Here is a 23,937-nt window from a genome sequence, read left to right as displayed (position 1 = left end):
ACCTGCCGATGATCGTCGGCAGGTGGCGGTAATCATCTACCACCTCGCCCTGCGCTTCCTGATTAGGCTGACCAATCCAGCCCTCTCTCACGGAAGACGTCATGCCCCACACCAATCCACTTTTACAACATTGGCAGTTGCCGCCCTGGTCGGCGATACGCGCCGAGCATTTGCTCCCCGCGGTCGAGCGCATCGTTGCCGACAACTTGCTGATCATCGAAAACGTCATCGCCACTCAGGTCGACCACCCCAACTGGGACGATGTGGTCATCGCTGTCGATGAAGCCGACGCGCGTCTGGCTGAAACCATGGCAGTCATTGAATCCCTCTCGGTCAGTCATTCCGATGATCCCGAGTGGTTGTCCCAGGAAGCCCTGAGTACCCACGCCGCGCAACGTTACAGAACTGCGAAAGCTGCCAATCGACGACTGCTCCAGGTTTATCAACGATTGGCGCAGAGTCCGGTTGCCGCCAGCTTCAGTGATTCACGCAAAGCCTCGCTGACAAAGTTCCTGCGCAGGTTTCAGCTGGCGGGGGGCGAATTGCCAATTGCGCAACGCGACGAACTGGCGCGCTTGAATGGCGAAATCGATCTGCTGGAAAAACGCTTTCAGAGCAACCTCAAAGCAGTCAACGCCGCCTGGAACAAAGACATCGACGATATCGCGCTGCTCGCGGGACTGCCCGCGCAAACACAGGCGAATCTGGCTGCCAACGGCAAAAAGGCCGGCCTGTCCGGCTGGCGCCTGACACTGGATCAAAACACTTACGACCAGATCATGAAGCGGGCACAGCACCGCGGTCTGCGCGAGGAATGCTTCAAAGCCTGGTGCACCCGCGCCTCGGATCAGGGGCCTTACGCCGGCCGTTTCGACAACGGACCGGTACTGGAAAAGCTCCTGGCCGCGCGTCATGCGAAAGCCCGGCTCCTGGGTTTCGACAACTTTGCCCATCTGCGGCTGCACGACCGCATGGCTGTGGATACCGATCAGGTCCGCCGTTTTCTGCGTCAGCAGATCGCCCTCAATGCAGCGGCGCTGGCGCGCGAAACCGATGATCTGCAAGCCTCTGCCCGCCAGCAGGGCATTGAACGGATAGAAGCGTGGGATCACAACTTCCTCGCCGAGCAATTACGCCTCAAGCAGGTGGGCGGCGGGGTGCAGGACCTGCGCCAGTTCTTCCCGCTGAACGCCACTCTGCAAAGTTTGCGTCGCTTCAGCGAGCACATGTTCGGCATCAGCATCAGCGAAAATTCCCGCCAGGAGCACTTCCACGACAACGTTCGCCTGTGGGAAATCAGCGAGCATGATCAACCGATTGGCTTCATCTACATCGATCCCTTCCATCACGAGGCGGGCACCGACTTCGCCTGGACCGGCGTGCTGCGCAATCGACGGATCAATGCCGAAGGCCGACCAGCGCTGCCGATTGCCACGCTGCATTGCAATTTCACGGCCGCCGCGATCGGGCATCCGGACCTGCTTGGACATGACGATTTACGCGTACTGCTGCACGAATTCGGCCATTGCCTGCATCACGTGCTGACGCGTTCGCCGCACTACAATCTGTCCGGTATCTCGCACTTGAGCCGCGACGCGGCCGAGTTTGTCGGGCAACTGTTCGAGCAATGGGCGTTATCCGGGCAATTTCTGCGTTGGCTGGGTACCCATCACCAGACTGGTGAGCGCCTGTCCGAAGCACAGGCCACTGCCGCGTTTTCCACCACCGACGTCCAGCGCAGCCGGGAGACGGCGATACTGTTGCTGAGCGCGCTGTTCGACTTCGAACTGCACCGCTGTCATGGCGACGGGCGCACTGTTCAACAAGTGGTCGAGGATGTGCAAGGCGAGTTCGCGCACCTGTCCATCCCGACCTACTGCCGCTTCGCCAACAGCTGCGATTATCTGGTCACCGGTTACGAGGCGTCGCTGTACGCCTACAAATGGTCCGGTGTGCTGGCGAGCGAGGCGTTCAAACGTTTCGAACGTGAAGGCCTGTTCAATGAGCAGACGGGCCGGGACCTGCGCGAACACTTGTTGGCGGGGGACAGGCAGGCACTGCCCGCCGCACTGCAAGCCTTTCTCGGAAAACCGATCGACAGCGCGCTTTTTCCTGCGCCAGCCGATTGAGCTGATCAACGCTGGACGTGGGCCGAGTCGAACCAGCTCTTCATCGAACACATGGCGAATGCACTGGTGCTGCATTCGCCATTGATCAAGGCTTCGTGCAAGCGGTCGACGTCGGCTTGCATCACGTAGCGCACGCTGTCGTGAAAGTGCTGGCTGTCACCAAAGCCGCCCTCGGTCATTTCCTTGAGCGCCTGCTCTTTGCTCCAGCCCTGCACCACCACCCGGTACATGGCTGCCATCAGTCCGGTGCGGTCAGAGCCGTGCTTGCAGTGCATCAGCACCGGGCCATTGGCCTCGGCGGACTGAATCGCGCGCAGAGCCTTGAGCACATCGCTGTCGTCGACGTGGTTGGTGCGATACGGCAGCTGCACTTGCTTGATGCCCGGCGCGGAGAGCCAGTCGCTATCAGCGTCAGGCAGGAAGTTGATTACGGTGACGACATGCAGATCATTCAACAGCGGCACCGCACTGCGACTGGGCAAGGCGCTGCGATACAGCGTCGGTGACATGCGGAACAGGTTGAACTGCGCCTCGACCGGCTGCGCCCACTCGGCCGGGCGAGATGGCGTGGTGTCGGCAGCTCGGGCGGCAATGCCATGCAACAGCGCGACAAGCGAAAAACACAAAGCGGGGAAAAAGCGCATTCGAGACATGCTGGGCTGACCGATTCGGCAATCTTCATTGAAGGAGTTGCAGCTTCGCCGCCAGGCGGTCAATGCGCCGTGAGCCGGCCGTCAAAGAAACGTGAATCGTCGCCTCGCCGAGCTTTTTTCCGTGCGAACGGTTTTTCTTGATGCTTAGCCTGCTACCATTTGTCACATGATGTTGCAGACGGGACGGCTTTCAGCAGGCCAGTTCCCGATCGTCGCGACGCAAAATTCCTCGAGCTGCTCGCAGAAGCGGCTGATTTCTATGCCTGATGAGGTGCCCACATGTCTGATCAAGATCGAGACAACCCGCGGCGTGAGTTCTTGCGCAAATCCCTGACCCTGATTCCGGTGGTCACGCTTGCCGGTACCGGCCTGGGCAGCAGCGTGCTGCAAGCCGCACCTGAAAGCGCACCGGCGCCTGCCGCGCCAAAACCGGCCGCTGCTGGCGCCGGTGAGTATCAGCCGAGCTTTTTCACCGCTGAAGAATGGGCATTCATCAATGCCGCCGTCGCCCAGTTGATCCCCAACGACGCGCAAGGCCCGGGCGCGCTTGAAGCCGGCGTACCGGAATACATCGACCGCCAGATGAACACCCCGTACGCCGCCGGTGCCCTTTGGTACATGCAAGGCCCGTTCAATGCCGACGCTGCGCCGGAGATGGGCTGGCAGAGCAAACTGGTGCCCAAAGACATCTATCGCCTCGGCATCGCCGCCACGGATCAGTGGGTAAAAGGTCTGAGCGGTAAAACATTTGCCGAGCAAGACAGCGCTACCCGAGACGATTTGCTCAAGCAACTCGAAGCCGGCAAACCGCAGTTCGATGCGGTGCCGGCGAAGATCTTTTTCAATCTGCTGCTGCAAAACACCAAGGAAGGTTTCTTCTGCGACCCGATCCACGGTGGCAATAAAGGCATGGTCGGCTGGACCATGATCGGTTTCCCCGGCGCCCGCGCCGATTTCATGGATTGGGTGGAACGCAACGAGCAATACCCCTTCCCGGCAGTGTCGATTCGCGGCGAGAGGGCGTAAGCATGGCAACGGTAATGAAGAAGGTTGATGCAGTCATCGTCGGTTTCGGCTGGACGGGCGCCATCATGGCCAAAGAGCTGACCGAAGCGGGTCTGAACGTGCTGGCGCTGGAGCGCGGGCCGATGCAGGACACCTACCCCGACGGCAACTATCCGCAGGTGATCGACGAACTCACCTACAGCGTGCGGAAAAAGCTCTTTCAGGACATCTCCAAAGAGACGGTGACCATTCGCCACAGCGTCAACGACATCGCCCTGCCCAACCGCCAGTTGGGCGCGTTCCTGCCGGGGAACGGCGTCGGCGGCGCCGGGCTGCATTGGTCGGGCGTGCACTTTCGTGTCGACCCGATCGAATTGCGTATGCGCAGCCATTACGAAGAACGCTACGGCAAAAGCTTCATCCCCAAGGACATGACCATCCAGGATTTCGGCGTCAGCTATGAAGAGCTGGAACCGTTTTTCGACTTCGCGGAAAAAGTCTTCGGCACCTCCGGCCAGGCCTGGACGGTGAAGGGCCAATTGGTCGGTCAGGGCAAGGGCGGCAACCCATACGCGGCAGATCGATCCAACCCGTTCCCGCTTCAAGCGCAGAAGAACACCGTATCCGCACAGCTGTTTGGTAAAGCGGCTACAGAGGTCGGTTACAAACCCTACAACCTGCCTTCGGCAAATACCTCTGGGCCGTACACCAATCCCTACGGCGCACAGATGGGTCCGTGCAATTTCTGCGGGTTCTGCAGCGGCTACGTCTGCTACATGTATTCCAAGGCCTCGCCGAACGTGAACATTCTGCCGGCGCTCAAGCCTCTGCCGAATTTCGAGTTGCGGCCCAACTCCCATGTGCTGCGGGTCAACCTCGACAGCAGCAAGTCCAAAGCCACCGGCGTCATCTATATCGACGGCCAGGGCCGCGAGATCGAGCAGCCGGCGGATCTGGTGATTCTCGGCGCATTCCAGTTGCACAACGTGCGTCTGATGCTGCTGTCCGGGATCGGCAAACCCTACGATCCGATCAGCGGCGACGGCGTGGTCGGGCGTAACTTCGCCTACCAGAACATGGCCACTATCAAGGCCTTCTTCGACAAGGACACCCACACCAACAACTTCATCGGCGCTGGCGGCAACGGCGTGGCGGTGGACGATTTCAACGCCGACAACTTCGACCACGGCCCGCACGGCTTCGTCGGCGGTTCGCCGATGTGGGTCAACCAGGCCGGCAGTCGACCGATTGCCGGTACTTCCAACCCGCCGGGCACTCCGGCGTGGGGCAGCGCGTGGAAACGCGCCACCGCCGATTACTACACCCACCAGGTGTCGATGGACGCCCACGGCGCGCATCAATCCTACCGTGGCAACTACCTCGATCTCGATCCGGTGTACCGCGACGCCTACGGCCTGCCGCTGCTGCGCATGACTTTCGACTGGCAGGAAAACGACATCAGGATGAACCGCTTCATGGTCGAGAAAATGGGCAAGATCGCCCAAGCCATGGGCCCGAAAGCCATTGCGGTGATCAGCAAGCAGGTCGGCGACCACTTCAACACCGCTTCGTACCAGACCACCCACCTCAACGGTGGCGCAATCATGGGCACCGATCCGAAGACCAGCGCACTGAACCGCTATTTGCAGAGCTGGGATGTGCACAACGTGTTCGTTCCGGGCGCGTCGGCGTTCCCGCAGGGCCTGGGCTACAACCCGACCGGGCTGGTGGCGGCGCTGACCTACTGGTCGGCCAAAGCCATCCGCGAGCAGTACCTGAAAAACCCCGGCCCGCTGGTGCAGGCTTAAGGAGCGATGACCATGAAAAATTTCGTTATCGCCACCCTCGCCCTGCTCGGCAGCACTGCAATTTATGCGGCCGATATTGATCAAAATCTGATCAAGCAAGGTGAATACCTTGCCCGCGCCGGTGACTGCGTGGCCTGTCACACCGCCAAGGGCGGCAAGCCGTTCGCCGGCGGGCTGCCGATGGAAACACCGATCGGCACGATCTACTCGACCAACATCACCCCGGATAAAACCGGCCTGGGCGATTACAGCTTCGAGGACTTCGATCAGGCCGTGCGCCACGGTGTGGCCAGAAACGGCAGCACGTTGTACCCGGCGATGCCTTACCCGTCCTACGCGCGGGTCAACCAGGCCGACATGCAAGCGCTGTACGCCTACTTCATGCACGGCGTCGAACCGGTGGCGCAGGAGAACAAGGCCAGCGACATTCCCTGGCCGTTGAGCATGCGCTGGCCGCTGATGGGCTGGCGCTGGCTGTTCGCACCGAAGGTCGAGGATTACCAGGCCACATCGGCCGATCCGGTGATCGATCGTGGCGCATATCTGGTCGAAGGCCTCGGCCACTGCGGCGCCTGTCACACCCCGCGTGCGCTGACCATGCAGGAAAAATCCCTGAGCGCGGCGGACGGCAGCGAATTTCTCGCTGGCAGTGCGCCGCTGGAAGGCTGGATCGCCAAGAGCCTGCGCGGCGATCACAAGGATGGCCTCGGCAGCTGGAGCGAAGAACAACTGGTGCAGTTTCTCAAGACCGGGCGCAGTGATCGCAGCGCAGTATTCGGCGGCATGAGTGATGTGGTCACCCACAGCATGCAATACATGAGCGACGCCGACCTCACCGCGATTGCCCGTTATCTCAAATCACTGCCGGCCAATGACCCGGCGGATCAGCCGCATCAGTACGACGAGAAAGTGGCCAACGCGCTGTGGAACGGTGACGACAGCCAACGCGGCGCGTCGGTGTACATCGACAACTGCGCAGCCTGCCACCGCACCGACGGCCATGGCTACACCCGGGTGTTCCCGGCGCTGGCGGGCAATCCGGTGCTGCAGACGGAGGATCCGACCTCGCTGATTCACATCGTGCTCAAGGGCGGAACCTTGCCGGCGACGCACGCAGCGCCATCGACCTTCACCATGCCCGGTTTCGCCTGGCGCCTGTCGGATCAGGAAGTCGCGGACGTGGTGAGTTTCATCCGTGGCAGCTGGGGCAACAAGGGCGCGCCGGTCAGTGCCAAAGAGGTTGCGCATCTGCGCAGCGAAGACATGCAAAGCACCTCCGGCGATGATCTCGGCCAGGTCACTCAACACAACTGAAAATAAAACCCCTGCATGATGTATTGATGCAGGGGGTTTTATTTATGAAGTTGTGGCGATTACTTCTGCTTACGGATTAATGATAGCCACATAAGCTTTGGCCAGTGCGATCAACTTCGCCTTGTCATCACTATCAATATCGCCGTCACCGTCGACATCTTTCTTGTTGGTGCGAATAGTGAAGGTTTTGCCCTTGTCGGCCGATACCGCTACGACATAGATGGAATCGACCAGAGCCTCGGACGCCAGCTGTTGTTCTGCATCCCAGCCCAGTTCCTTGCGCGCCAGCTGCAGCGAAACAATGGTATTGGAGTCGGTGATGCTGGGCCGCATCATTTGCAGGAAAACACCGCGTTGATTCAAATAAGACATTCAATCAAATCCTTTTAATTAGTTGGCCGGAGTCTGTTGCCGGAAGTTCCAGAGCCTATATAGCGGATCTGTGTTGAGCAATTGCGCATCTGTGTCTTCGATTGTCGTTTATCAGCAAGGATCATCTAACGAACAACTTTATCCACGAGCGGCACCGCCAATTTCCTTAGCATCGCTGAACGGTACTGGATAACAGCGCACAGCCTCGGATACTGTATGCATATACAGAGTAGAGGTTCGTTCGATGATCACTCCAGTCCCGCCCCGCGGTCGCGGCACCGCAACCAACCCGCACAACCGCTTTGCGCCGAGTCGTTCAGTGGCCGAGGACGATGGCTGGTATCAGGAAGTACCGCAGACGCAAAACACCGAAGTGATCATCGAGAAGGCCAAATCGATCATCAGCCGCAACACCTCGCCGGATCTGCCCTTCGACCGTTCGATAAATCCCTATCGCGGCTGCGAACACGGCTGCATCTATTGCTACGCACGGCCCAGCCACGCCTATTGGGACATGTCACCGGGCCTCGATTTCGAAACCCGCCTGATCGCCAAGACCAATGCCGCCCAGGTCCTTGAAGAACAGCTGAGCAAACCCGGCTATCAATGCGCGCCGATCAATCTCGGTTCCAACACCGACCCGTATCAGCCGATCGAGCGCGAATACCAGATCACCCGACAGACCCTGGAAGTGCTGCTGCGCTACCGACATCCGGTAACCATCGTCACCAAAGGTTCGCTGATTCTGCGCGATCTCGATTTGCTGACCGAGTTGGCGCAGCAACGGTTGGTGGCGGTGATGATCAGCCTGACCACGCTGGATGATGAACTCAAACGCATCCTCGAACCGCGCGCCGCTGCGCCCAAGGCACGCCTGCGCGCGATTCGGGTGATGCGCGAAGCAGGCATTCCGGTCGGCGTGCTGTGTTCACCAATGATTCCGATGATCAACGACAGCGAAATCGAAAGCCTGCTCACCGAGGCTCACGCTGCCGGTGCGCAGAGCGCCGCCTACATGATGTTGCGCCTGCCGCTGGAAGTTGCGCCGCTGTTCGAGGAGTGGTTGCAGGCGCACTATCCGCAACGTGCCGCGCATGTGCTGAGTCTGATCCGCCAGAGTCGCGGCGGTGAACTCTACGACAGCCGATTCGGCGCGCGGATGCGTGGTGAGGGGCCGTTTGCCGACCTGCTCGCACAAAGATTTGCCAAGGCCATCAAAAAACTTGGCCTGAACAAACGCGAGGGCTATAACCTCGACTGCTCGGCCTTCTGTCCGCCGGGTCGCCAGATGTCGTTGATTTAGCGACAATTGGCTTTGGGTTGACGGGTTGGAATCCTTCCGCCGAAACACGCCAGTCACGTTTTTTGTGACCTGGAACACACGTTCTAGAGCGTTTCATTCAGTTTCAGTTAAGTTTCGGCGGCTACCTTGTTCATCGAGTGACTGACGGGTCGGGATGACCCGGATGGTTTAAACAGCCACTGGCTTCATACCGGAATACCGGGGAAGACTCCCTGAATCCGCACAAGAGGATGAATCATGAGTGACAAGGATAAACAGTCGTTGGCTGCCTCGGCGCAAAGCCCTGAAGCACAATCCGCCGATGCAGCACTGCGACAGATCGTTGATGGCTTTTTACGCTTTCATCATGATGTTTTTCCGCAGCAGGAAGAACTGTTCAAGAAGCTCGCCACCGCCCAGGCGCCCAAGGCGATGTTCATCACCTGCGCCGACTCGCGCATCGTTCCCGAGCTGATTACCCAGAGCTCGCCGGGCGATCTGTTCGTCACCCGTAACGTCGGCAATGTGGTGCCGCCCTACGGTCAGATGAACGGCGGCGTCTCCACCGCTATCGAGTACGCGGTACTGGCGCTGGGCGTGCAGCACATCATCATTTGCGGCCACTCCGATTGCGGCGCCATGCGCGCGGTACTCAACCCCGACAGCCTGGAAAAAATGCCGACGGTCAAAGCCTGGCTGCGCCACGCTGAAGTCGCGAAAACCATGGTGCACGACAACTGCAACTGCACCGACGAAAAAGACAGCATGCCGATCCTCACCGAGGAAAACGTCATCGCCCAACTGCAGCACTTGCGTACCCATCCTTCGGTAGCCTCGCGCATGGCGAACGGTCATCTGTTCATCCATGGCTGGGTCTACAACATCGAAACCAGCGAAATCAAAGCTTACGACGCGGACCAGGGTCGTTTCCTGCCTCTCGACGGCAGCCATCCGATTCCTGTGGCGACGCCCAAAGCGCGCTTCTAAATCTTCCCAACAATCTGTGTGGTATGACGCCGGCCGCTGATTCAGCGGCCCGGCCTCGCCACGCCTGAAGAAAACTTCGGGAGAATCGCCATGCGTGCGGCTCAATTGAAAGCTGTGTTGCCACGGGAGCTGCTGGCTTCCGTGGTTGTGTTTCTGGTCGCCCTGCCGCTGTGCATGGGTATCGCGATTGCCTCAGGGCTACCGCCGGCCAAAGGTCTGATCACCGGCATCATCGGCGGTCTGGTGGTCGGTTGGCTGGCGGGTTCGCCATTGCAGGTCAGCGGTCCGGCGGCGGGTCTGGCGGTGCTGGTTTTCGAACTGGTGCGCCAGCATGGCGTGGAGATGCTCGGGCCGATCCTGCTGCTCGCCGGATTTCTGCAACTGGTCGCCGGGCGCCTGAAGCTTGGCTGCTGGTTTCGCGTCACGGCGCCAGCGGTGGTCTACGGCATGCTCGCGGGCATTGGCGTGTTGATTGTGCTCTCGCAAATCCATGTGATGCTCGATGCCAAGCCGCAGCCTTCCGGGCTCGACAACCTCACGGCGTTCCCGGCGGCCGTAGCGCAAGCCTTGCCGTCGTTCGGCTGGCAGGCGGGTCTGCTCGGTCTGTCGACGATTGCGGTGATGTGGCTGTGGGAAAAATTCCGCCCGCATTCGCTGCGCTTCATTCCCGGCGCATTGCTCGGTGTGGGTCTGGCGACGGTGGCGAGCCTGATTCTGGCGTTGCAGGTCAAGCGCGTCGAGGTACCGGCGAATCTGGCCGAGGCGATCGATTGGCTCAAGCCAGCCGACCTGATGAATCTGGCCGACCCGACGCTGCTGATTGCCGCGTTCGCCGTCGCATTTATCGCCAGCGCCGAAACCCTGCTATCCGCTGCGGCGGTGGATCGCATGCACAGCGGCGTGCGTTCGGATTTCGACCGTGAACTGTCGGCGCAAGGTGTCGGCAACATGCTCTGCGGTCTGGTCGGCGCGCTGCCGATGACCGGAGTGATCGTGCGCAGTTCGGCCAACGTTCAGGCCGGTGCGACCACACGCTACTCGACGATTTTCCATGGCCTGTGGCTGCTGGCATTCGTGCTGTTGCTGTCGAGCGTGCTGCAAAGCATTCCGGTGGCGAGTCTGGCGGGGGTGCTGGTGTATACCGGCTTCAAACTGGTCGACCTGAAAGCCTTCCGTGGTCTGGGTCGTTATGGACGCATGCCGATGTTCACCTATGCCGCGACGGCGCTGGCGATCATCTTCACTGATCTGCTCACCGGTGTGCTGATCGGTTTCGGCCTGACCATGTTGAAGCTGGCGTTCAAGGCTTCGCGCCTGAAGATCAGCCTGATCGACCTGCCGCAGGACGGCGAAATGGAATTGCGTCTGGTCGGCGCGGCGACGTTCCTGAAAGTGCCGGCGCTGACGCAGGTGCTGGGCAGCATTCCCCACGGCACGACGGTGCATGTGCCGCTGAACAACCTGAGCTACATCGACCATTCGTGTCTGGAGTTGCTTGAGGAATGGGGCCGGGCGAACGCGGCGAAGGGTTCGAAGCTGTTGATCGAATCGCGCGGGTTGAAACGCAGGCTGGAAGGCCGGGTTCGGACCAATACCGGGATTGGTGCGGCCGGCTAGATAATCCATTGTGAACACAAACCCTGTGGGAGCGAGCCTGCTCGCGAAAGCGGTGTATCAGCCAACAGAGATGTTGAATGATCGACCGCATTCGCGAGCAGGCTCGCTCCCACATTGCATCTATGGTGTATGAGGGTTACGCGGCAGGCTGATCCAGCTCAAGCCCCACACCCAACCGGCGGCTCATGCACGGCCAGCGTTTCCACGCCGCGCCAGTGTCCGGGCTACTGAGTTTCTCGCGATAGGCTTCGACCGACTCCAAAGCAAAACTCTCTTCGTTGAGCATCTCGTCGATCGCGTGATGCACCGCTTCGTCCAGTTGGTTGGCAAATTCCTCACCGATCAATTGGTGAGCAATCAGGTTGGCGACCGTCATGTCCAAGGGGATCAATGGCTGGCCGAAGTGCTTGATGTACAGGTCGTTGACCTCTTCGACAAAGCGGTGTGCCAGATAGGCTTCGTCGAGCAGGCTGTCCAGGCCGACGTGCCCGGCCATGATCGCCGGCGGCTGGAGGAAATACTGCTCGGCGATTTTCAGCACCGGTTTGATCTGCGATTCGATTCCCGCTTCCCTGGCGACTTCATTGGCTGCATCCAGCAGGTCCGGTACTTCATCGATGTAGGCGGCAACAAAACGCGTCAGCACGCCTTGGGCGTCGGCTTCCGGCAACTGGATCGCCGGGTGCAGGTGAGGCAGCTTGCTTTCCAGCTGACGGGTCAGCAGGCCGGTGTCTTTTTCGTGCTGTTGGGCTTTTTGGATCTGCTCGCGCAATGCGGCGGTGTTCATGAAAACTCCAGGAAACAAGGCAATGAAATAGGGAAGACATAACTTAGCTGGCTTACGAAAAACGCTAAGACGCATTTGTCATAATTATTTCATCCTTGATGCAGCTGCGTTATATCCATTTGCCACCACTCGTCTGCATCCTTCTCCATTCGGGCACTTGAACGCAAGCGCCGGTTGTTTCAGCTCATTTACGTGTCCGGGTTGCAAATCCCGGGCGCTGTCTATACTCGCCAATGAATGGAGTTAGCTGATGACGCCCGACTGCACCCGCAGCAAGGCCCGGCGATTCAAGTTCGTAGTCTGATGCAGCCGCTCCCTTGCCGCAGGCGATACGCCGGCGGGATAACAAGAACGATAAGGGGAACCCGCAATGATGCGACATCCACATGTCTGGATGGGCCTCCTGTTGTGGTCGATTTTCAGCCCGGCCAACGCGGCATGGACTGTGAATATGGCGCCTGGAGCGACTGAAATCAGTCACGCAGTATTCGACCTGCACATGACCATTTTCTGGATCTGTGTGGTGATCGGGATCATCGTCTTCGGCGCCATGTTCTGGTCGATGATGGTGCACCGCCGCTCTACCGGCCAGGTCGCGGCCAAATTCCACGAAAGCACCGGCGTCGAGATCATGTGGACCATCGTGCCGCTGCTGATCCTGGTAGCCATGGCCGTGCCCGCCACCGCAACGCTGATCAAGATGTACGACACCAGCGAGCCGGACATCGATATCCAGATCACCGGTTATCAGTGGAAGTGGCACTACAAATACCTGGGCCAGGACGTCGAGTTCTTCAGCAACCTGGCCACCCCCGCCGAACAGATTCACAACAAAGAAGCCAAGGGCGAGCATTACTTGCTCGAAGTCGACAAGCCGCTGGTGCTGCCGATCGGCGCCAAGGTGCGCTTTCTGGTGACCTCGGCTGATGTCATTCACTCTTGGTGGGTGCCGGCATTTGCGGTCAAGCGCGATGCGATTCCCGGGTTCGTCAACGAGGCCTGGACACGCATCGACAAACCCGGTCTCTACCGTGGCCAGTGCGCCGAATTGTGCGGCAAGGATCACGGTTTCATGCCGATCGTAGTCGAGGTCAAGGAACAGGCCGACTACGAAAAATGGCTCGCCGAGCGCAAGGCCGAAGCCGCACAGCTCAAAGAACTGACCAGCAAGGAATGGACCCTCGACGAGCTCAAGGAGCGCGGCGACAAGGTTTACCACACCACTTGCGTGGCCTGTCACCAGGCTGAAGGCCAGGGCCTGCCGCCGATGTTCCCGGCGCTCAAGGGCTCGAAAATCGCCACCGGGCCGATCAAGGATCACCTGAGCATCGTCTACCACGGCAAACCCGGCACCGCCATGGCGGCGTTCGGCAAACAGCTGTCGGAAGTCGATATCGCAGCGGTCGTGACTTACGAACGTAACGCCTGGGGCAACAACAAGGGCGACATGGTCACGCCAAAAGAAGTGCTGGAGCTGAAACAGGCGGAAAGCAAATGAACCGGTCAATTGCGTATTCAGTGAACCGGTCGGGGCAGCGAGCCCCGGCCTGCCCCGTCCACTTTCGTAAAGGAGACCGGCCATGAGCGCTGTCATCGATGACCACGGTCACGCCGACCACGCCCACGGCCCCGCCAAAGGCCTGATGCGCTGGGTGCTGACCACCAACCACAAGGACATCGGCACGCTGTACCTGTGGTTTGCCTTCTGCATGTTCCTGCTCGGCGGCTCGTTCGCCATGGTCATTCGCGCCGAGCTGTTCCAGCCCGGCCTGCAGATCGTCCAGCCGGAATTCTTCAACCAGATGACCACCATGCACGGTCTGGTCATGGTGTTCGGTGCGGTGATGCCGGCATTCGTCGGTCTCGCCAACTGGATGATTCCGTTGATGGTCGGCGCGCCGGACATGGCCCTGCCCCGGATGAACAACTTCAGCTTCTGGCTGTTGCCGGCGGCGTTTCTGCTGCTGGTCTCGACACTGTTCACCCCGGGTGGCGGACCGAATTTCGGCTGGACCTTTTATGCGCCGCTATCGACGACCTACGCACCGGAAAGCGTGACGTTCTTTATCTTCGCCATCCACTTGATGGGCATCAGTTCGATCATGGGCGCGATCAACGTGGTCGCGACCATCCTCAACCTGCGCGCCCCCGGCATGACCCTGATGAAAATGCCGCTGTTCGTCTGGACCTGGCTGATCACCGCGTTTCTGCTGATCGCAGTGATGCCGGTGCTCGCCGGCTGCGTGACGATGATGCTCATGGACATCCACTTCGGCACCAGTTTCTTCAGCGCTGCCGGCGGGGGTGACCCGGTGCTGTTCCAGCATGTGTTCTGGTTCTTCGGCCACCCCGAGGTGTACATCATGATCCTGCCGGCGTTCGGCGCGGTCAGCCAGATCATCCCGACCTTCGCGCGCAAGCCGCTGTTCGGCTACACCTCGATGGTCTACGCCACGGCGAGCATCGCGTTCCTGTCGTTCATCGTCTGGGCGCACCACATGTTCGTGGTCGGCATTCCGCTGGTGGGCGAATTGTTCTTCATGTACGCGACCATGCTGATCGCCGTGCCGACGGGTGTGAAAGTGTTCAACTGGGCGAGCACCATGTGGCAAGGCTCGATGACCTTCGAGACGCCGATGCTGTTTGCGGTGGCGTTCGTCATCCTGTTCTCGATTGGCGGTTTCTCCGGGCTGATGCTGGCGATCGCCCCGGCGGACTTCCAGTATCAGGACACCTACTTCGTGGTCGCGCACTTCCACTATGTGCTGGTGCCCGGGGCGATCTTCGGCATCTTCGCCTCGGCCTATTACTGGCTGCCGAAGTGGACCGGGCACATGTACGACGAAACCCTTGGCAAGCTGCACTTCTGGCTGTCGTTCGTCGGCATGAACCTGACCTTCTTCCCGATGCACTTCGTGGGTCTTGCGGGGATGCCACGGCGGATTCCGGACTACAACCTGCAGTTCGCCGATTTCAACATGGTCTCGTCGATCGGCGCATTCATGTTCGGCGCCACGCAGATCTTCTTCCTGTTCATCGTCATCAAGACCATCCGTGGTGGCGAACCGGCCCCGGCCAAACCATGGGACGGCGCCGAAGGGCTGGAGTGGAGCGTGCCGTCGCCAGCGCCGTATCACACCTTCACCACGCCGCCGGAAGTGAAATGAACATGGAGTTCTTTGTGGGAGCGAGCCTGCTCGCGAAGAACGCTGACGCGGTGTGTCTGAAGCACCGCGGCGTCTGCTTCGCGAGCAGGCTCGCTCCCACAAGGGTTCATGTGGAGGCTGAAAATCATGGCTGACTCGATCTCGCTGAAGAAACTCGTCACCCGTCTGCTGCTAGTGGTGGTGGCGATGTTCGTCTTCGGTTTCGCCCTGGTGCCGATCTACGACGTGATGTGCAAAGCCTTCGGCATCAACGGCAAGACCGGCAGCCAGTACTCAGGCGAGCAAGTGGTCGACACCTCGCGCCAGGTGCGCGTGCAGTTTCTCTCGACCAACACCGCCGACATGCCATGGGACTTTTACCCTAAACACGACGAGCTGACCGCCAATCCCGGTGCGGTCAACGAGATGGTGTTCATCGCGCGCAATCCCACCGACAAGCCGATGAGCGCGCAAGCGGTGCCGAGCATCGCGCCGAGCAACGCCGCAGCGTTTTTCCACAAGACCGAATGCTTTTGTTTTACCCAGCAGGTGCTGCAGCCCGGTGAACAGATCGAAATGCCGGTGCGTTTCATCGTTGACCGCGACATGCCCAAGGAAGTGAAGCACCTGACGCTGTCCTACACGCTGTTCGATATCACCGCCCGACATCCGCCGGTGGCTGTTAACACTGGCGGTTGAGCGTGGCCGATAAGGAGAACAATAAATGGCAACTCATGAGCATTATTACGTCCCGGCCCAGAGCAAATGGCCGATCATCGCCACGCTCGGGATGTTCGTCACCGTCTACGGCCTCGCCACCTGGTTCAACGATCTCAAGGCCGCACGCCCGGATTCCCACGGCCCGCTGATCTTTTTCGTCGGCGGCCTGCTGCTGGCGTACATGTTGTTCGGCTGGTTCGGTGCGGTGATCAAGGAGAGTCGCGCGGGGTTGTACAGCCCACAACTGGACCGTTCGTTCCGCTGGGGCATGAGCTGGTTCATCTTTTCCGAGGTGATGTTCTTCGTCGCCTTCTTCGGCGCGCTGTTCTATATCCGCGTCGTGTCGGCACCCGGGCTGGCCGGCGAAGGCAGCAAGGGCCTGTCGGAAATGCTCTGGCCGAACTTCGAATATGTCTGGCCGTTGCTGAACAACCCCGACCCGAAACTGTTCCCACCGCCCAAGGATGTCATCAGCCCTTGGGGCCTGCCGCTGCTCAACACGATTCTGCTGGTCAGCTCCAGCGTGACCATCACTATCGCCCACCATGCACTGAAGAAAGGCCATCGCGGCGCGCTGAAACTATGGCTGGCGATCACCGTGCTGCTGGGCATCGCGTTCCTCGGTTTCCAGGCCGAGGAATACATCCACGCCTACCAAGAGCTGGGGCTGACCCTCGGCTCGGGCATTTACGGCGCGACGTTCTTCATGCTCACCGGGTTCCACGGCGCCCACGTGACCATCGGCACGATCATCCTGTTCGTGATGCTGATGCGCATCATGAAGGGCCACTTCGACAACGAGCACCAGTTCGGTTTCGAAGCGGCGAGCTGGTACTGGCACTTCGTCGACGTGGTGTGGATCGGCTTGTTCTTCTTCGTCTATGTGCTCTGAAAACAGCTGCAAGTGGCGAGCTGCAAGCTTCAAGTCAAAGCGGGATGGCCTCTAACTTGTAGCTTGCCGCTTGAAGCTTGCCGCTCGCGTCTACCACGGCGCATGGGACACCAACTGGCCGCTGTAGAAACCCCAGGCCATCAGGCCGACGGTGATCACGGCCAGTGCCACCCGAACACTCAAGGCGATGACCAGCCGATTGGAGCTGCTGTCGTCCTTGACCAGGAAAAACAGGCCGCTGAACAGGCTGACGACCGTGGCAATCAGCATCAGGACGATCGCTGCTTTGAACATGGCAAGACTCCGGGGGACAGGCGATGAAAATGAGTATAGCGATCGCGATCACTGACTTTACGGCGCGCCCATGAAGCGCTTTCGCCCGGGCGTGATTCCCACTGTCGTGGTGGCGCTGTTGCTGCCGCTGATGGTTGCGCTGGGCTTCTGGCAACTGGGCCGGGGGGCGGAGAAAACCGCGCTGCTGGCCAGTTACGCTGAACGTCGCGTGGCCGAACCGCTGGCCAGCAGTGAACTGCTCGCCAGCGCCGACCCGGCTTACCGCCGCGTGCGCCTGCACGGCCAGTTCGACCCCGCCCACACGCTGTTGCTGGACAACCGCCAGCGTGGCGGCAAGGTCGGCGTCGAATTGCTGCAACCGTTTCAGGACCAACGCAGCGGCCTCTGGCTGCTGGTCAATCGCGGCTGGCTGCCATGGCCCGATCGGCGCGTGCCGCCGCAATTCACGACACCGGCCGAGGCGCTGACGCTCGACGCCTGGGTCTATGTCGCCCCCGGCGCAACGTTCCAGTTGCACGCCGATCCGGTCAGCCATGTCTGGCCGCAAACCATTACCGCCGTCGAGCCGGGCAAATTGTGGCAAACCCTGGAGCGGGACGGTTTCGCCTTTGAGCTGCGCGCCGAACCCGCCCCGGCCAGCTACCAGACCGATTGGCCGGTGGTCGCGATGGGCCCGGAAAAACACCTCGGCTATGCCGTGCAATGGTTCGCCATGGCCACGGCGTTGCTCGGGCTCTACCTCTATTTCGGCTGGCACAACGCAAAGGAGAAACGCCATGGGAAGCGCCATGAATCCACCCAGCATGTCTGAGGCCAAACCCGTTCCCAGCCGCCGGCGCGGGCGCATTCAGTTGTTGCTGATCGTCCTTGGCGTCGTCGGGCCGATGCTGCTCGCCACCGGCATGTACAAATTGCAGTTCTGGGTGCCGGAAGGACGCAGCTATCACGGCGAGCTGATCGGTAACGGCCAGACTCGGGCCGACCTCGGCGTGCAGGCCGATGAGCAGCGCTGGCAGATTCTGGTCACGGCGCCAAAGGACTGCGCAGTCGATTGTCAGCAACTGGTTTATCTGGCCCGGCAGATCCAGATCAGCCTCGGCCGCGAAGCCGGGCGCGCCAGCCACGCCCTCGCCGCCGCGCAACCACTGAGCGCCGATTATGCCGCCAAACTCGACCGTGAATATCCGCAGCTGCAGCGCTATCCGCTGGATGCCGGGGTATTCGCCAGAACCACCGGCGACAAAGCCGTGCCGCAGCTGTGGATCGTCGACCCGCACGGCAATCTGGTGCTGCGTTACGAGCCGAATGTGAAGGGCAAGGATCTGCTCAACGACCTGCGGCATCTGCTGAAACTGTCGAACATCGGATAAGGGCATCGTCATGGCCAAACCTGGATTTCGCCTCGCGCTGTTTGCCACCCTGCTGGCACTGATTGTGGTGCTGCTCGGCGCCTACACCCGCCTGACCCACGCTGGCCTCGGCTGCCCGGACTGGCCAGGCTGCTACGGCTTTATCAGCGTGCCGAACAGCGAGGCGCAACTGGCCCATGCCGAACTGCATTTCCCTGACGCGCCAGTGGAGGCGCACAAGGGCTGGAACGAGATGATCCACCGCTACTTCGCCGGCACCCTCGGCTTGCTGATTTCAGTTTTGGCCGGGCGCGCCTGGGTAAACCGGCGCCATCCGGGCCAGCCGGTGAAACTGCCGCTGTTTCTGCTGGCGGTGGTCATCGCCCAAGCGGCGTTCGGTATGTGGACGGTGACGCTCAAGCTCTGGCCGCAAGTGGTCACCGGGCATTTGCTCGGCGGCTTTGCCACGTTGAGTCTGCTGTTCCTGCTGACGCTGAGGTTGTCCGGCGTGCTGCCGGCGCTGACCGTACCCAAGCGCCTGCAATACTGGGCGACGGCGGGCCTGCTGCTGGTGATCGGCCAGATCGCCTTGGGCGGCTGGGTCAGTTCCAACTACGCAGCGGTGGCCTGCATCGACTTCCCCACCTGCCACGGCCAATGGCTGCCGCAGGCGGACTTCGCCAACGGTTTTCACCTGACCCAGCACATCGGCCCGAATTATCTCGGCGGACAACTCGATAGCGATGCGCGCACGGCGATTCACCTGACTCACCGCATCGGCGCTTTGCTGGTGACGGTCGTACTGCTCGGTCTGGCCTGGCAGTTGAAAGCGGTAGGCATGACCCGACTGGCCGGGTTGCTGCTGATCGCCCTCGCCGCGCAGATCACCCTTGGCATCAGCAACGTGCTGTTTCATCTACCGCTACCAGTGGCCGTCGCGCATAACGCTGGCGGCGCGGCGCTGTTACTGACGCTGGTGCTGGTCAATTATCACGCGCGCACCAGCCTGCTGCGGGTGAGCCAACCGGTGCTGGCGCGCTGGCGCTTGAGTGCGCACAAACCTGTCGTCGCGCCTATCGCATTGAAAGGAGAAACGCCATGGCGAGTCTGATTGGCCAGCGTGCGGCGCAAGCGCTGTGGCGCGATTATCTGGAGCTGACCAAGCCGAAAGTCGTGGTGCTGATGCTGATCACCTCGCTGGTCGGCATGTTCCTCGCTACCCGCGCCGGCGTGCCGTGGACAGTGCTGGTGTTTGGCAATCTGGGCATTGCCTTGTGCGCCGGCGGCGCGGCGGCGGTCAATCATGTGGTCGATCGGCGCATCGATGCGGTAATGGCGCGCACGCACAAACGGCCGCTGGCCGAAGGCCGGGTTTCACCTGCGGCGGCGTTGACCTTCGCCCTGGTGCTGGCATTGCTCGGCCAGGCGCTGCTGCTGACGTTCACCAATCAATTGACCGCGTGGCTGACTCTCGCATCACTGCTCGGTTACGCCGTGATCTACACTGGTTTCCTCAAACGCGCGACGCCGCAGAACATCGTCATCGGCGGCCTCGCTGGCGCCGCGCCACCGCTGCTCGGCTGGACCGCTGCCACCGGCCATGTCAGCGCCGAACCGCTGTTGCTGGTGCTGATCATCTTCGCCTGGACCCCGCCGCATTTCTGGGCGCTGGCGATTCATCGCAAGGAGGAATACGCCAAGGCCGACATTCCGATGCTGCCGGTGACCCATGGCGAGCACTACACCAAAGTGCACATTCTGCTCTACACCTTTGCGTTGCTGGCGGTGAGTCTGCTGCCGTACGTGATTCACATGAGCGGCGTGCTGTATCTGGTCTGCGCGCTGGCGTTGGGCGCGAGGTTTCTGCAATGGGCCGTGGTGTTGTACCGTGGCAGTCGGCCGCACGCGGCGATCAACACCTTCAAGTACTCTATCTGGTACTTGTTCCTGTTGTTCATCGCCCTGCTCGTAGACCACTACTTACTGTTGAACCTATGACCCGAACCCAGAAAACCGTCTTCATCCTCGTCGCCGTGATCGCGCTGATCCTCGGGCTTACCGTGAATAAAGTGCTGAACGGCAAAGGCCAGGGCGATCCGACTGCGCTGATCGACGCCGGCATTATCCTGCTGCCGCAGAGCCGCAACCTGCCGGACGTGACCATGACCGATCAGGACGGCAAACCAGTTGCCATCGACGAGTTGAAAGGCAAGTGGAGTCTGTTGTTCTTCGGCTACACCTTCTGCCCGGACATCTGCCCGACCACCCTGGCGCAACTGCGTCAGATCAAGAGCGAGCTGCCGAAAGAGGCTGTGGATAAATTGCAGATCGTGCTGGTCAGCGTTGACCCCAACCGCGATACGCCGAAGCAGTTGAAGCAGTACCTGGGCTACTTCGATCCGCAGTTCATTGGCCTGACGCCTTCATCTATCGAGGAGCTGCAGAAGGTCGCGAACGCGGTGAGCATTCCGTTCATTCCCGCCGATACCAGCAAGCCGAACTACACCGTGGATCACAGCGGCAATCTCGCCGTGATCGGCCCGGACGGCACACAGCGCGGGTTTATCCGCGCGCCGTTGAACAATGCCAAGCTGGTGGCGCAGTTGCCGGCGATGCTTGAGCGCAATTGACAGTTCAAAAGCTAAAAAGCCCCTCACCCTAACCCTCTCCCAGAGGGAGAGGGGACTGACCGAGGTGTTTATTCGAATTGCGCCGACCTGCAATTGTGAGTCGAACTCAGGCTCGAAAAGCTTGAAGGTCGGCCCCCTCTCCCTCGGGAGAGGGCTGGGGTGAGGGGAAGCTTCAAGGCAGGTCGCAAGCCAGGCACCAGACACAAAAAAGGGGACGCCATTGGCGTCCCCTTTTTCATTGCAGCAACCTGAATCAGAACGCCGGCAACACCGCGCCTTTGTACTTCTCGGTAATGAATTTCTTCACTTCCGGGCTGTGCAGCGCAGCCGCGAGTTTCTTCATCGCGTCGCTGTCCTTGTTGTCCGCGCGGGACACGAGGATGTTCACGTATGGCGAGTCGTTGCCTTCGATCACCAGCGCATCCTTGGACGGATCGAGCTTGGCTTCCAGCGCATAGTTGGTGTTGATCAGCGCCAGATCGACCTGGGTCAGCACGCGCGGGATGGTCGCGGCTTCCAGTTCACGGAACTTCAGGTCTTTCGGGTTTTGCTCGATGTCTTTGAGGGTCGACAGGATGTTTTTCGAATCCTTGAGCTTGATCACGCCAGCCTTGTCCAGCAGCAACAGCGCACGGCCGCCGTTGGTGGCGTCGTTCGGGATCACCACGTTGGCGCCGCCTGGCAGGTCTTTCAGATCCTTGAGCTTGCTCGAATAAGCGCCCAGCGGCTCCAAGTGCACGCCGGTCACGGCGACGAGGCTGGTGCCCTTGGCCTTGTTGAACTCATCGAGGTACGGCTGGTGCTGGAAGAAGTTGGCGTCCAGACGCTTCTCCGCTACCTGTACGTTCGGCTGGATGTAGTCGGTGAAGACCTTGACCTTCAGATCCACGCCTTCTTTGGCCAGGGCCGGTTTGACGAACTCGAGGATTTCCGCGTGCGGCACCGGGGTGGCGGCAACGGTCAGGGTCTCGGCGTGGGCCGAAAACGCAGCGACGGCAGCGAAAGCAGCGATCAGTTTTTTCATTCAGCTAACTCCTGTTCAGGGCGCCCGCCATCTTGGCCAGCGCCTCTCTAGATGATCGAAACCCGTTATTTGCGCGAGAAATGCACGACCAGGCGGTCGCCAACCATTTGCAGCACTTGCACCAGAATCAACAGCAGCACCACGGTGACGATCATTACGTCGGTCTGGAAACGCTGGTAGCCGAAACGGATCGCCAGGTCACCCAGACCACCGGCGCCGACCACACCGGCCATCGCCGTGTAGGACACCAGTGTAATCGCTGTCACCGTAATCGCTGCGAAGATGCCCGGACGGGCTTCCGGCAGCAAGGCGTTCATGATGATCTGCCGCGTGGTCGCGCCCATCGACTGGGTCGCTTCGATAATGCCGCGATCGACTTCGCGCAGCGCGGTTTCCACCAGACGCGCGAAGAACGGCGTAGCACCGACCACCAGCGGCGGGATCGCCCCGGCCACACCCAGCGAGGTGCCGGTGATCAGCACGGTGAACGGGATCATCACGATCAGCAGGATGATGAACGGCAGCGAACGCAAGATGTTCACCACCAGCGACAGCACCGCGTAGAGGCCACGGTTTTCCAGCAATTGACGCGGGCTGCAGAGAAACAGCAGCACGCCCAGCGGCAGGCCGAGCAGCACGGTGAACAGCAGCGAACCGCCGAGCATCAGCATGGTGTCGCCAGTCGCCAGCCAGATTTCGTACCAGTCGATATTGGCGAAGAAACTCATCAGGTCAGCCATTAGCGCAACACCTCCATGTGAACGTCAGCGGCGGTGAAGCGGGCAAACGCCGCCTCCATGTCGCCACCGGTGACAGCGAGGGTCAGTTGCCCGTACGGAATGTCTTTGATGCGGTCAATGCGACCGGCGAGGATGCTGTAGTCGACGCCGGTTTCCCGGGCGACGGTACCGAGCAACGGCGCATAGGTCGCTTCGCCCTGGAAGGTCAGACGCACGATGCGCCCGGGCACGTGGGCGAAATCGTCACGCTGCTCGCTCTCGTCGATCTGCTCGCTTTCCTGGACGAAACGCTTGGTGGTCGGGTGCTGCGGATGCAGGAACACATCGGCCACCGGCCCCTGCTCGACGATCACACCGGCGTCCATCACCGCGACCTGATCGCAGACGCGACGGATCACGTCCATTTCGTGGGTGATCAGGACGATGGTCAGTTTCAGTTCGCGATTGATTTCGGCCAGCAGTTGCAGGACCGATGCCGTGGTCTGCGGGTCGAGGGCGCTGGTGGCCTCGTCGCACAGCAGAATCTTCGGCTTGGTCGCCAGCGCACGGGCAATGCCGACGCGTTGCTTCTGACCGCCGGACAATTGCGCCGGGTACTTTTTCGCGTGGTCGGACAAACCGACCCGCGCCAGCAACTCGGCCACGCGTTGGTTGATTTCGCTGCTCGACAACTCACCGGCCAGGGTCAGCGGCAAAGCGACGTTGTCGGCGACAGTCTTGGAGGCGAGCAGATTGAAGTGCTGGAAGATCATCCCGACCTGCTGGCGGAAACGACGCAGGCCGTTGGCGTCCAGTGCGGTGACTTCTTCGCCGTCGACGATGATCTTGCCGCCACTGGAATCTTCCAGGCGATTGATCAGACGCAGCAGGGTACTTTTGCCCGCACCGGAATGGCCAATCAGGCCGAACACCTGACCGTTCTCGATGGCGAGACTGGTCGGGTGCAGCGCGGGAATATCCTTACCGGCAACGCGGTAAGTCTTGTGGACGTTTTGAAACTCGATCACGTAGCGAACCTTGTGGGGCGCGTTGGAAAAGGATCAGCGGTTAGCCGGGCGCGCATTTTAGCCTGTCCGTATAGAGGTTCTTAGCATTTATTTCGCAATTATCCTTCGATTTGGCAATAACGCGATCAAAGGTCAGATAAACGGAACGGCTGAAACGCTCATCAGTCACTACTTAAGCGAC

The 23,937-nt window shown here is 60.4% G+C and carries 23 protein-coding genes; 16 read left to right on the top strand and 7 right to left on the bottom strand.

What is annotated here, in order from left to right; translation table 11 throughout:
* Positions 1 to 101 precede the first annotated feature (101 nt).
* Positions 102 to 2,129 carry a M3 family metallopeptidase gene (locus tag ND528_RS08390; protein WP_263470082.1) on the top strand — a complete coding sequence of 676 codons (2,028 nt, stop codon included), beginning with the start codon at positions 102 to 104 and terminating at the stop codon, positions 2,127 to 2,129.
* Between the two features lie 5 nt (positions 2,130 to 2,134).
* Here ND528_RS08390 and ND528_RS08385 read toward each other — a convergent pair whose 3' ends face one another.
* A complete protein-coding gene (locus ND528_RS08385) occupies positions 2,135 to 2,782 on the bottom strand; it encodes a phosphatase domain-containing protein (protein WP_212617570.1) in 648 nt (215 codons plus the stop codon).
* Positions 2,783 to 3,061: 279 nt separating this feature from the next.
* Between ND528_RS08385 and ND528_RS08380 the strand changes: the two genes are divergently transcribed.
* From ND528_RS08380 to ND528_RS08370, 3 genes are read left to right on the top strand one after another with little or no spacing between them, the layout of a single operon-like run.
* Positions 3,062 to 3,808 carry a gluconate 2-dehydrogenase subunit 3 family protein gene (locus ND528_RS08380; protein WP_130911151.1) on the top strand — a complete coding sequence of 249 codons (747 nt, stop codon included), beginning with the start codon at positions 3,062 to 3,064 and terminating at the stop codon, positions 3,806 to 3,808.
* A gap of 2 nt (positions 3,809 to 3,810) precedes the next feature.
* On the top strand, positions 3,811 to 5,595 hold the full coding sequence (locus ND528_RS08375; RefSeq protein ID WP_263470081.1) for a GMC family oxidoreductase: 1,785 nt from the start codon (positions 3,811 to 3,813) through the stop codon (positions 5,593 to 5,595).
* Between the two features lie 12 nt (positions 5,596 to 5,607).
* Positions 5,608 to 6,909 (top strand): c-type cytochrome, encoded by a 1,302-nt coding sequence (locus ND528_RS08370; protein WP_212617567.1) that lies wholly within the window; start codon positions 5,608 to 5,610, stop codon positions 6,907 to 6,909.
* 69 nt (positions 6,910 to 6,978) lie between these two features.
* Here the strand turns inward: ND528_RS08370 and ND528_RS08365 are convergent, their stop codons facing one another.
* Positions 6,979 to 7,281 carry a hypothetical protein gene (locus ND528_RS08365; RefSeq protein WP_130911332.1) on the bottom strand — a complete coding sequence of 101 codons (303 nt, stop codon included), beginning with the start codon at positions 7,279 to 7,281 and terminating at the stop codon, positions 6,979 to 6,981.
* Positions 7,282 to 7,525: 244 nt separating this feature from the next.
* On the opposite strand from ND528_RS08365, the gene ND528_RS08360 reads away from it, so the two are divergent.
* The 3 genes from ND528_RS08360 to ND528_RS08350 all read left to right on the top strand — a co-directional run bounded on the left by ND528_RS08360 (position 7,526) and on the right by ND528_RS08350 (position 11,167).
* Complete coding sequence (locus tag ND528_RS08360) at positions 7,526 to 8,584, top strand: PA0069 family radical SAM protein (RefSeq protein ID WP_263470080.1); 1,059 nt, start codon at positions 7,526 to 7,528, stop codon at positions 8,582 to 8,584.
* Between the two features lie 237 nt (positions 8,585 to 8,821).
* Entirely contained in the window at positions 8,822 to 9,550 is a 729-nt protein-coding gene (locus ND528_RS08355; protein WP_016772323.1) for a carbonic anhydrase, read from the top strand.
* A 90-nt stretch (positions 9,551 to 9,640) separates the two neighbouring features.
* On the top strand, positions 9,641 to 11,167 hold the full coding sequence (locus tag ND528_RS08350; RefSeq protein WP_263470079.1) for a SulP family inorganic anion transporter: 1,527 nt from the start codon (positions 9,641 to 9,643) through the stop codon (positions 11,165 to 11,167).
* Positions 11,168 to 11,303: 136 nt separating this feature from the next.
* Here ND528_RS08350 and ND528_RS08345 read toward each other — a convergent pair whose 3' ends face one another.
* Positions 11,304 to 11,954 (bottom strand): hypothetical protein, encoded by a 651-nt coding sequence (locus ND528_RS08345; RefSeq protein WP_024015006.1) that lies wholly within the window; start codon positions 11,952 to 11,954, stop codon positions 11,304 to 11,306.
* Between the two features lie 370 nt (positions 11,955 to 12,324).
* On the opposite strand from ND528_RS08345, the gene coxB reads away from it, so the two are divergent.
* From coxB to ND528_RS08325, 4 genes are all read left to right on the top strand, one after another.
* Complete coding sequence (coxB, locus tag ND528_RS08340; protein WP_016772326.1) at positions 12,325 to 13,452, top strand: cytochrome c oxidase subunit II; 1,128 nt, start codon at positions 12,325 to 12,327, stop codon at positions 13,450 to 13,452.
* 82 nt (positions 13,453 to 13,534) lie between these two features.
* Positions 13,535 to 15,121, top strand: coding sequence for a cytochrome c oxidase subunit I (ctaD, locus tag ND528_RS08335; RefSeq protein WP_042609004.1), 1,587 nt, complete (start codon positions 13,535 to 13,537; stop codon positions 15,119 to 15,121).
* A gap of 126 nt (positions 15,122 to 15,247) precedes the next feature.
* Positions 15,248 to 15,799: a cytochrome c oxidase assembly protein gene (locus tag ND528_RS08330; protein WP_071173968.1), complete on the top strand. Its 552-nt coding sequence runs from the start codon at positions 15,248 to 15,250 to the stop codon at positions 15,797 to 15,799.
* Positions 15,800 to 15,824: 25 nt separating this feature from the next.
* Positions 15,825 to 16,712 (top strand): cytochrome c oxidase subunit 3, encoded by an 888-nt coding sequence (locus ND528_RS08325; protein WP_016772329.1) that lies wholly within the window; start codon positions 15,825 to 15,827, stop codon positions 16,710 to 16,712.
* 90 nt (positions 16,713 to 16,802) lie between these two features.
* Here ND528_RS08325 and ND528_RS08320 read toward each other — a convergent pair whose 3' ends face one another.
* Complete coding sequence (locus tag ND528_RS08320; protein ID WP_130911866.1) at positions 16,803 to 17,006, bottom strand: twin transmembrane helix small protein; 204 nt, start codon at positions 17,004 to 17,006, stop codon at positions 16,803 to 16,805.
* Between the two features lie 70 nt (positions 17,007 to 17,076).
* On the opposite strand from ND528_RS08320, the gene ND528_RS08315 reads away from it, so the two are divergent.
* Genes ND528_RS08315 through ND528_RS08295 form a run of 5 tightly spaced genes read left to right on the top strand, consistent with a single transcriptional unit; the run spans position 17,077 to position 20,985 of the window.
* On the top strand, positions 17,077 to 17,817 hold the full coding sequence (locus tag ND528_RS08315) for an SURF1 family protein (protein ID WP_263470078.1): 741 nt from the start codon (positions 17,077 to 17,079) through the stop codon (positions 17,815 to 17,817).
* Positions 17,783 to 18,376: a hypothetical protein gene (locus ND528_RS08310; protein ID WP_056791251.1), complete on the top strand. Its 594-nt coding sequence runs from the start codon at positions 17,783 to 17,785 to the stop codon at positions 18,374 to 18,376. The genes ND528_RS08315 and ND528_RS08310 overlap by 35 nt, the downstream gene beginning before the upstream one ends.
* Before the next feature lie 10 nt (positions 18,377 to 18,386).
* Positions 18,387 to 19,466, top strand: coding sequence for a COX15/CtaA family protein (locus ND528_RS08305; RefSeq protein WP_263470077.1), 1,080 nt, complete (start codon positions 18,387 to 18,389; stop codon positions 19,464 to 19,466).
* The gene (gene cyoE, locus ND528_RS08300; protein ID WP_263470076.1) at positions 19,454 to 20,353 is read left to right on the top strand and encodes a heme o synthase; all 900 of its coding nucleotides are present in this window, start codon (positions 19,454 to 19,456) and stop codon (positions 20,351 to 20,353) included. Before ND528_RS08305 ends, cyoE begins: the two co-directional genes overlap by 13 nt.
* Entirely contained in the window at positions 20,350 to 20,985 is a 636-nt protein-coding gene (locus ND528_RS08295; RefSeq protein WP_024014996.1) for an SCO family protein, read from the top strand. Before cyoE ends, ND528_RS08295 begins: the two co-directional genes overlap by 4 nt.
* A 253-nt stretch (positions 20,986 to 21,238) precedes the next feature.
* On the opposite strand, the gene ND528_RS08290 is transcribed toward ND528_RS08295, so the two are convergent.
* The 3 genes from ND528_RS08290 to ND528_RS08280 all read right to left on the bottom strand — a co-directional run bounded on the left by ND528_RS08290 (position 21,239) and on the right by ND528_RS08280 (position 23,756).
* Complete coding sequence (locus ND528_RS08290) at positions 21,239 to 22,009, bottom strand: MetQ/NlpA family ABC transporter substrate-binding protein (protein ID WP_130911862.1); 771 nt, start codon at positions 22,007 to 22,009, stop codon at positions 21,239 to 21,241.
* Between the two features lie 65 nt (positions 22,010 to 22,074).
* Positions 22,075 to 22,749, bottom strand: coding sequence for a methionine ABC transporter permease (locus tag ND528_RS08285; RefSeq protein ID WP_016772337.1), 675 nt, complete (start codon positions 22,747 to 22,749; stop codon positions 22,075 to 22,077).
* Complete coding sequence (locus ND528_RS08280) at positions 22,749 to 23,756, bottom strand: methionine ABC transporter ATP-binding protein (RefSeq protein ID WP_016772338.1); 1,008 nt, start codon at positions 23,754 to 23,756, stop codon at positions 22,749 to 22,751. The genes ND528_RS08285 and ND528_RS08280 overlap by 1 nt, the downstream gene beginning before the upstream one ends.
* Positions 23,757 to 23,937: the final 181 nt, after the last annotated feature.

This window comes from Pseudomonas mercuritolerans, assembly GCF_025706525.1.
Classification (GTDB): domain Bacteria; phylum Pseudomonadota; class Gammaproteobacteria; order Pseudomonadales; family Pseudomonadaceae; genus Aquipseudomonas; species Aquipseudomonas mercuritolerans.
Note: the sequence above shows the minus strand (reverse complement) of the source record. Positions and strands in the feature narration are given on the sequence as shown.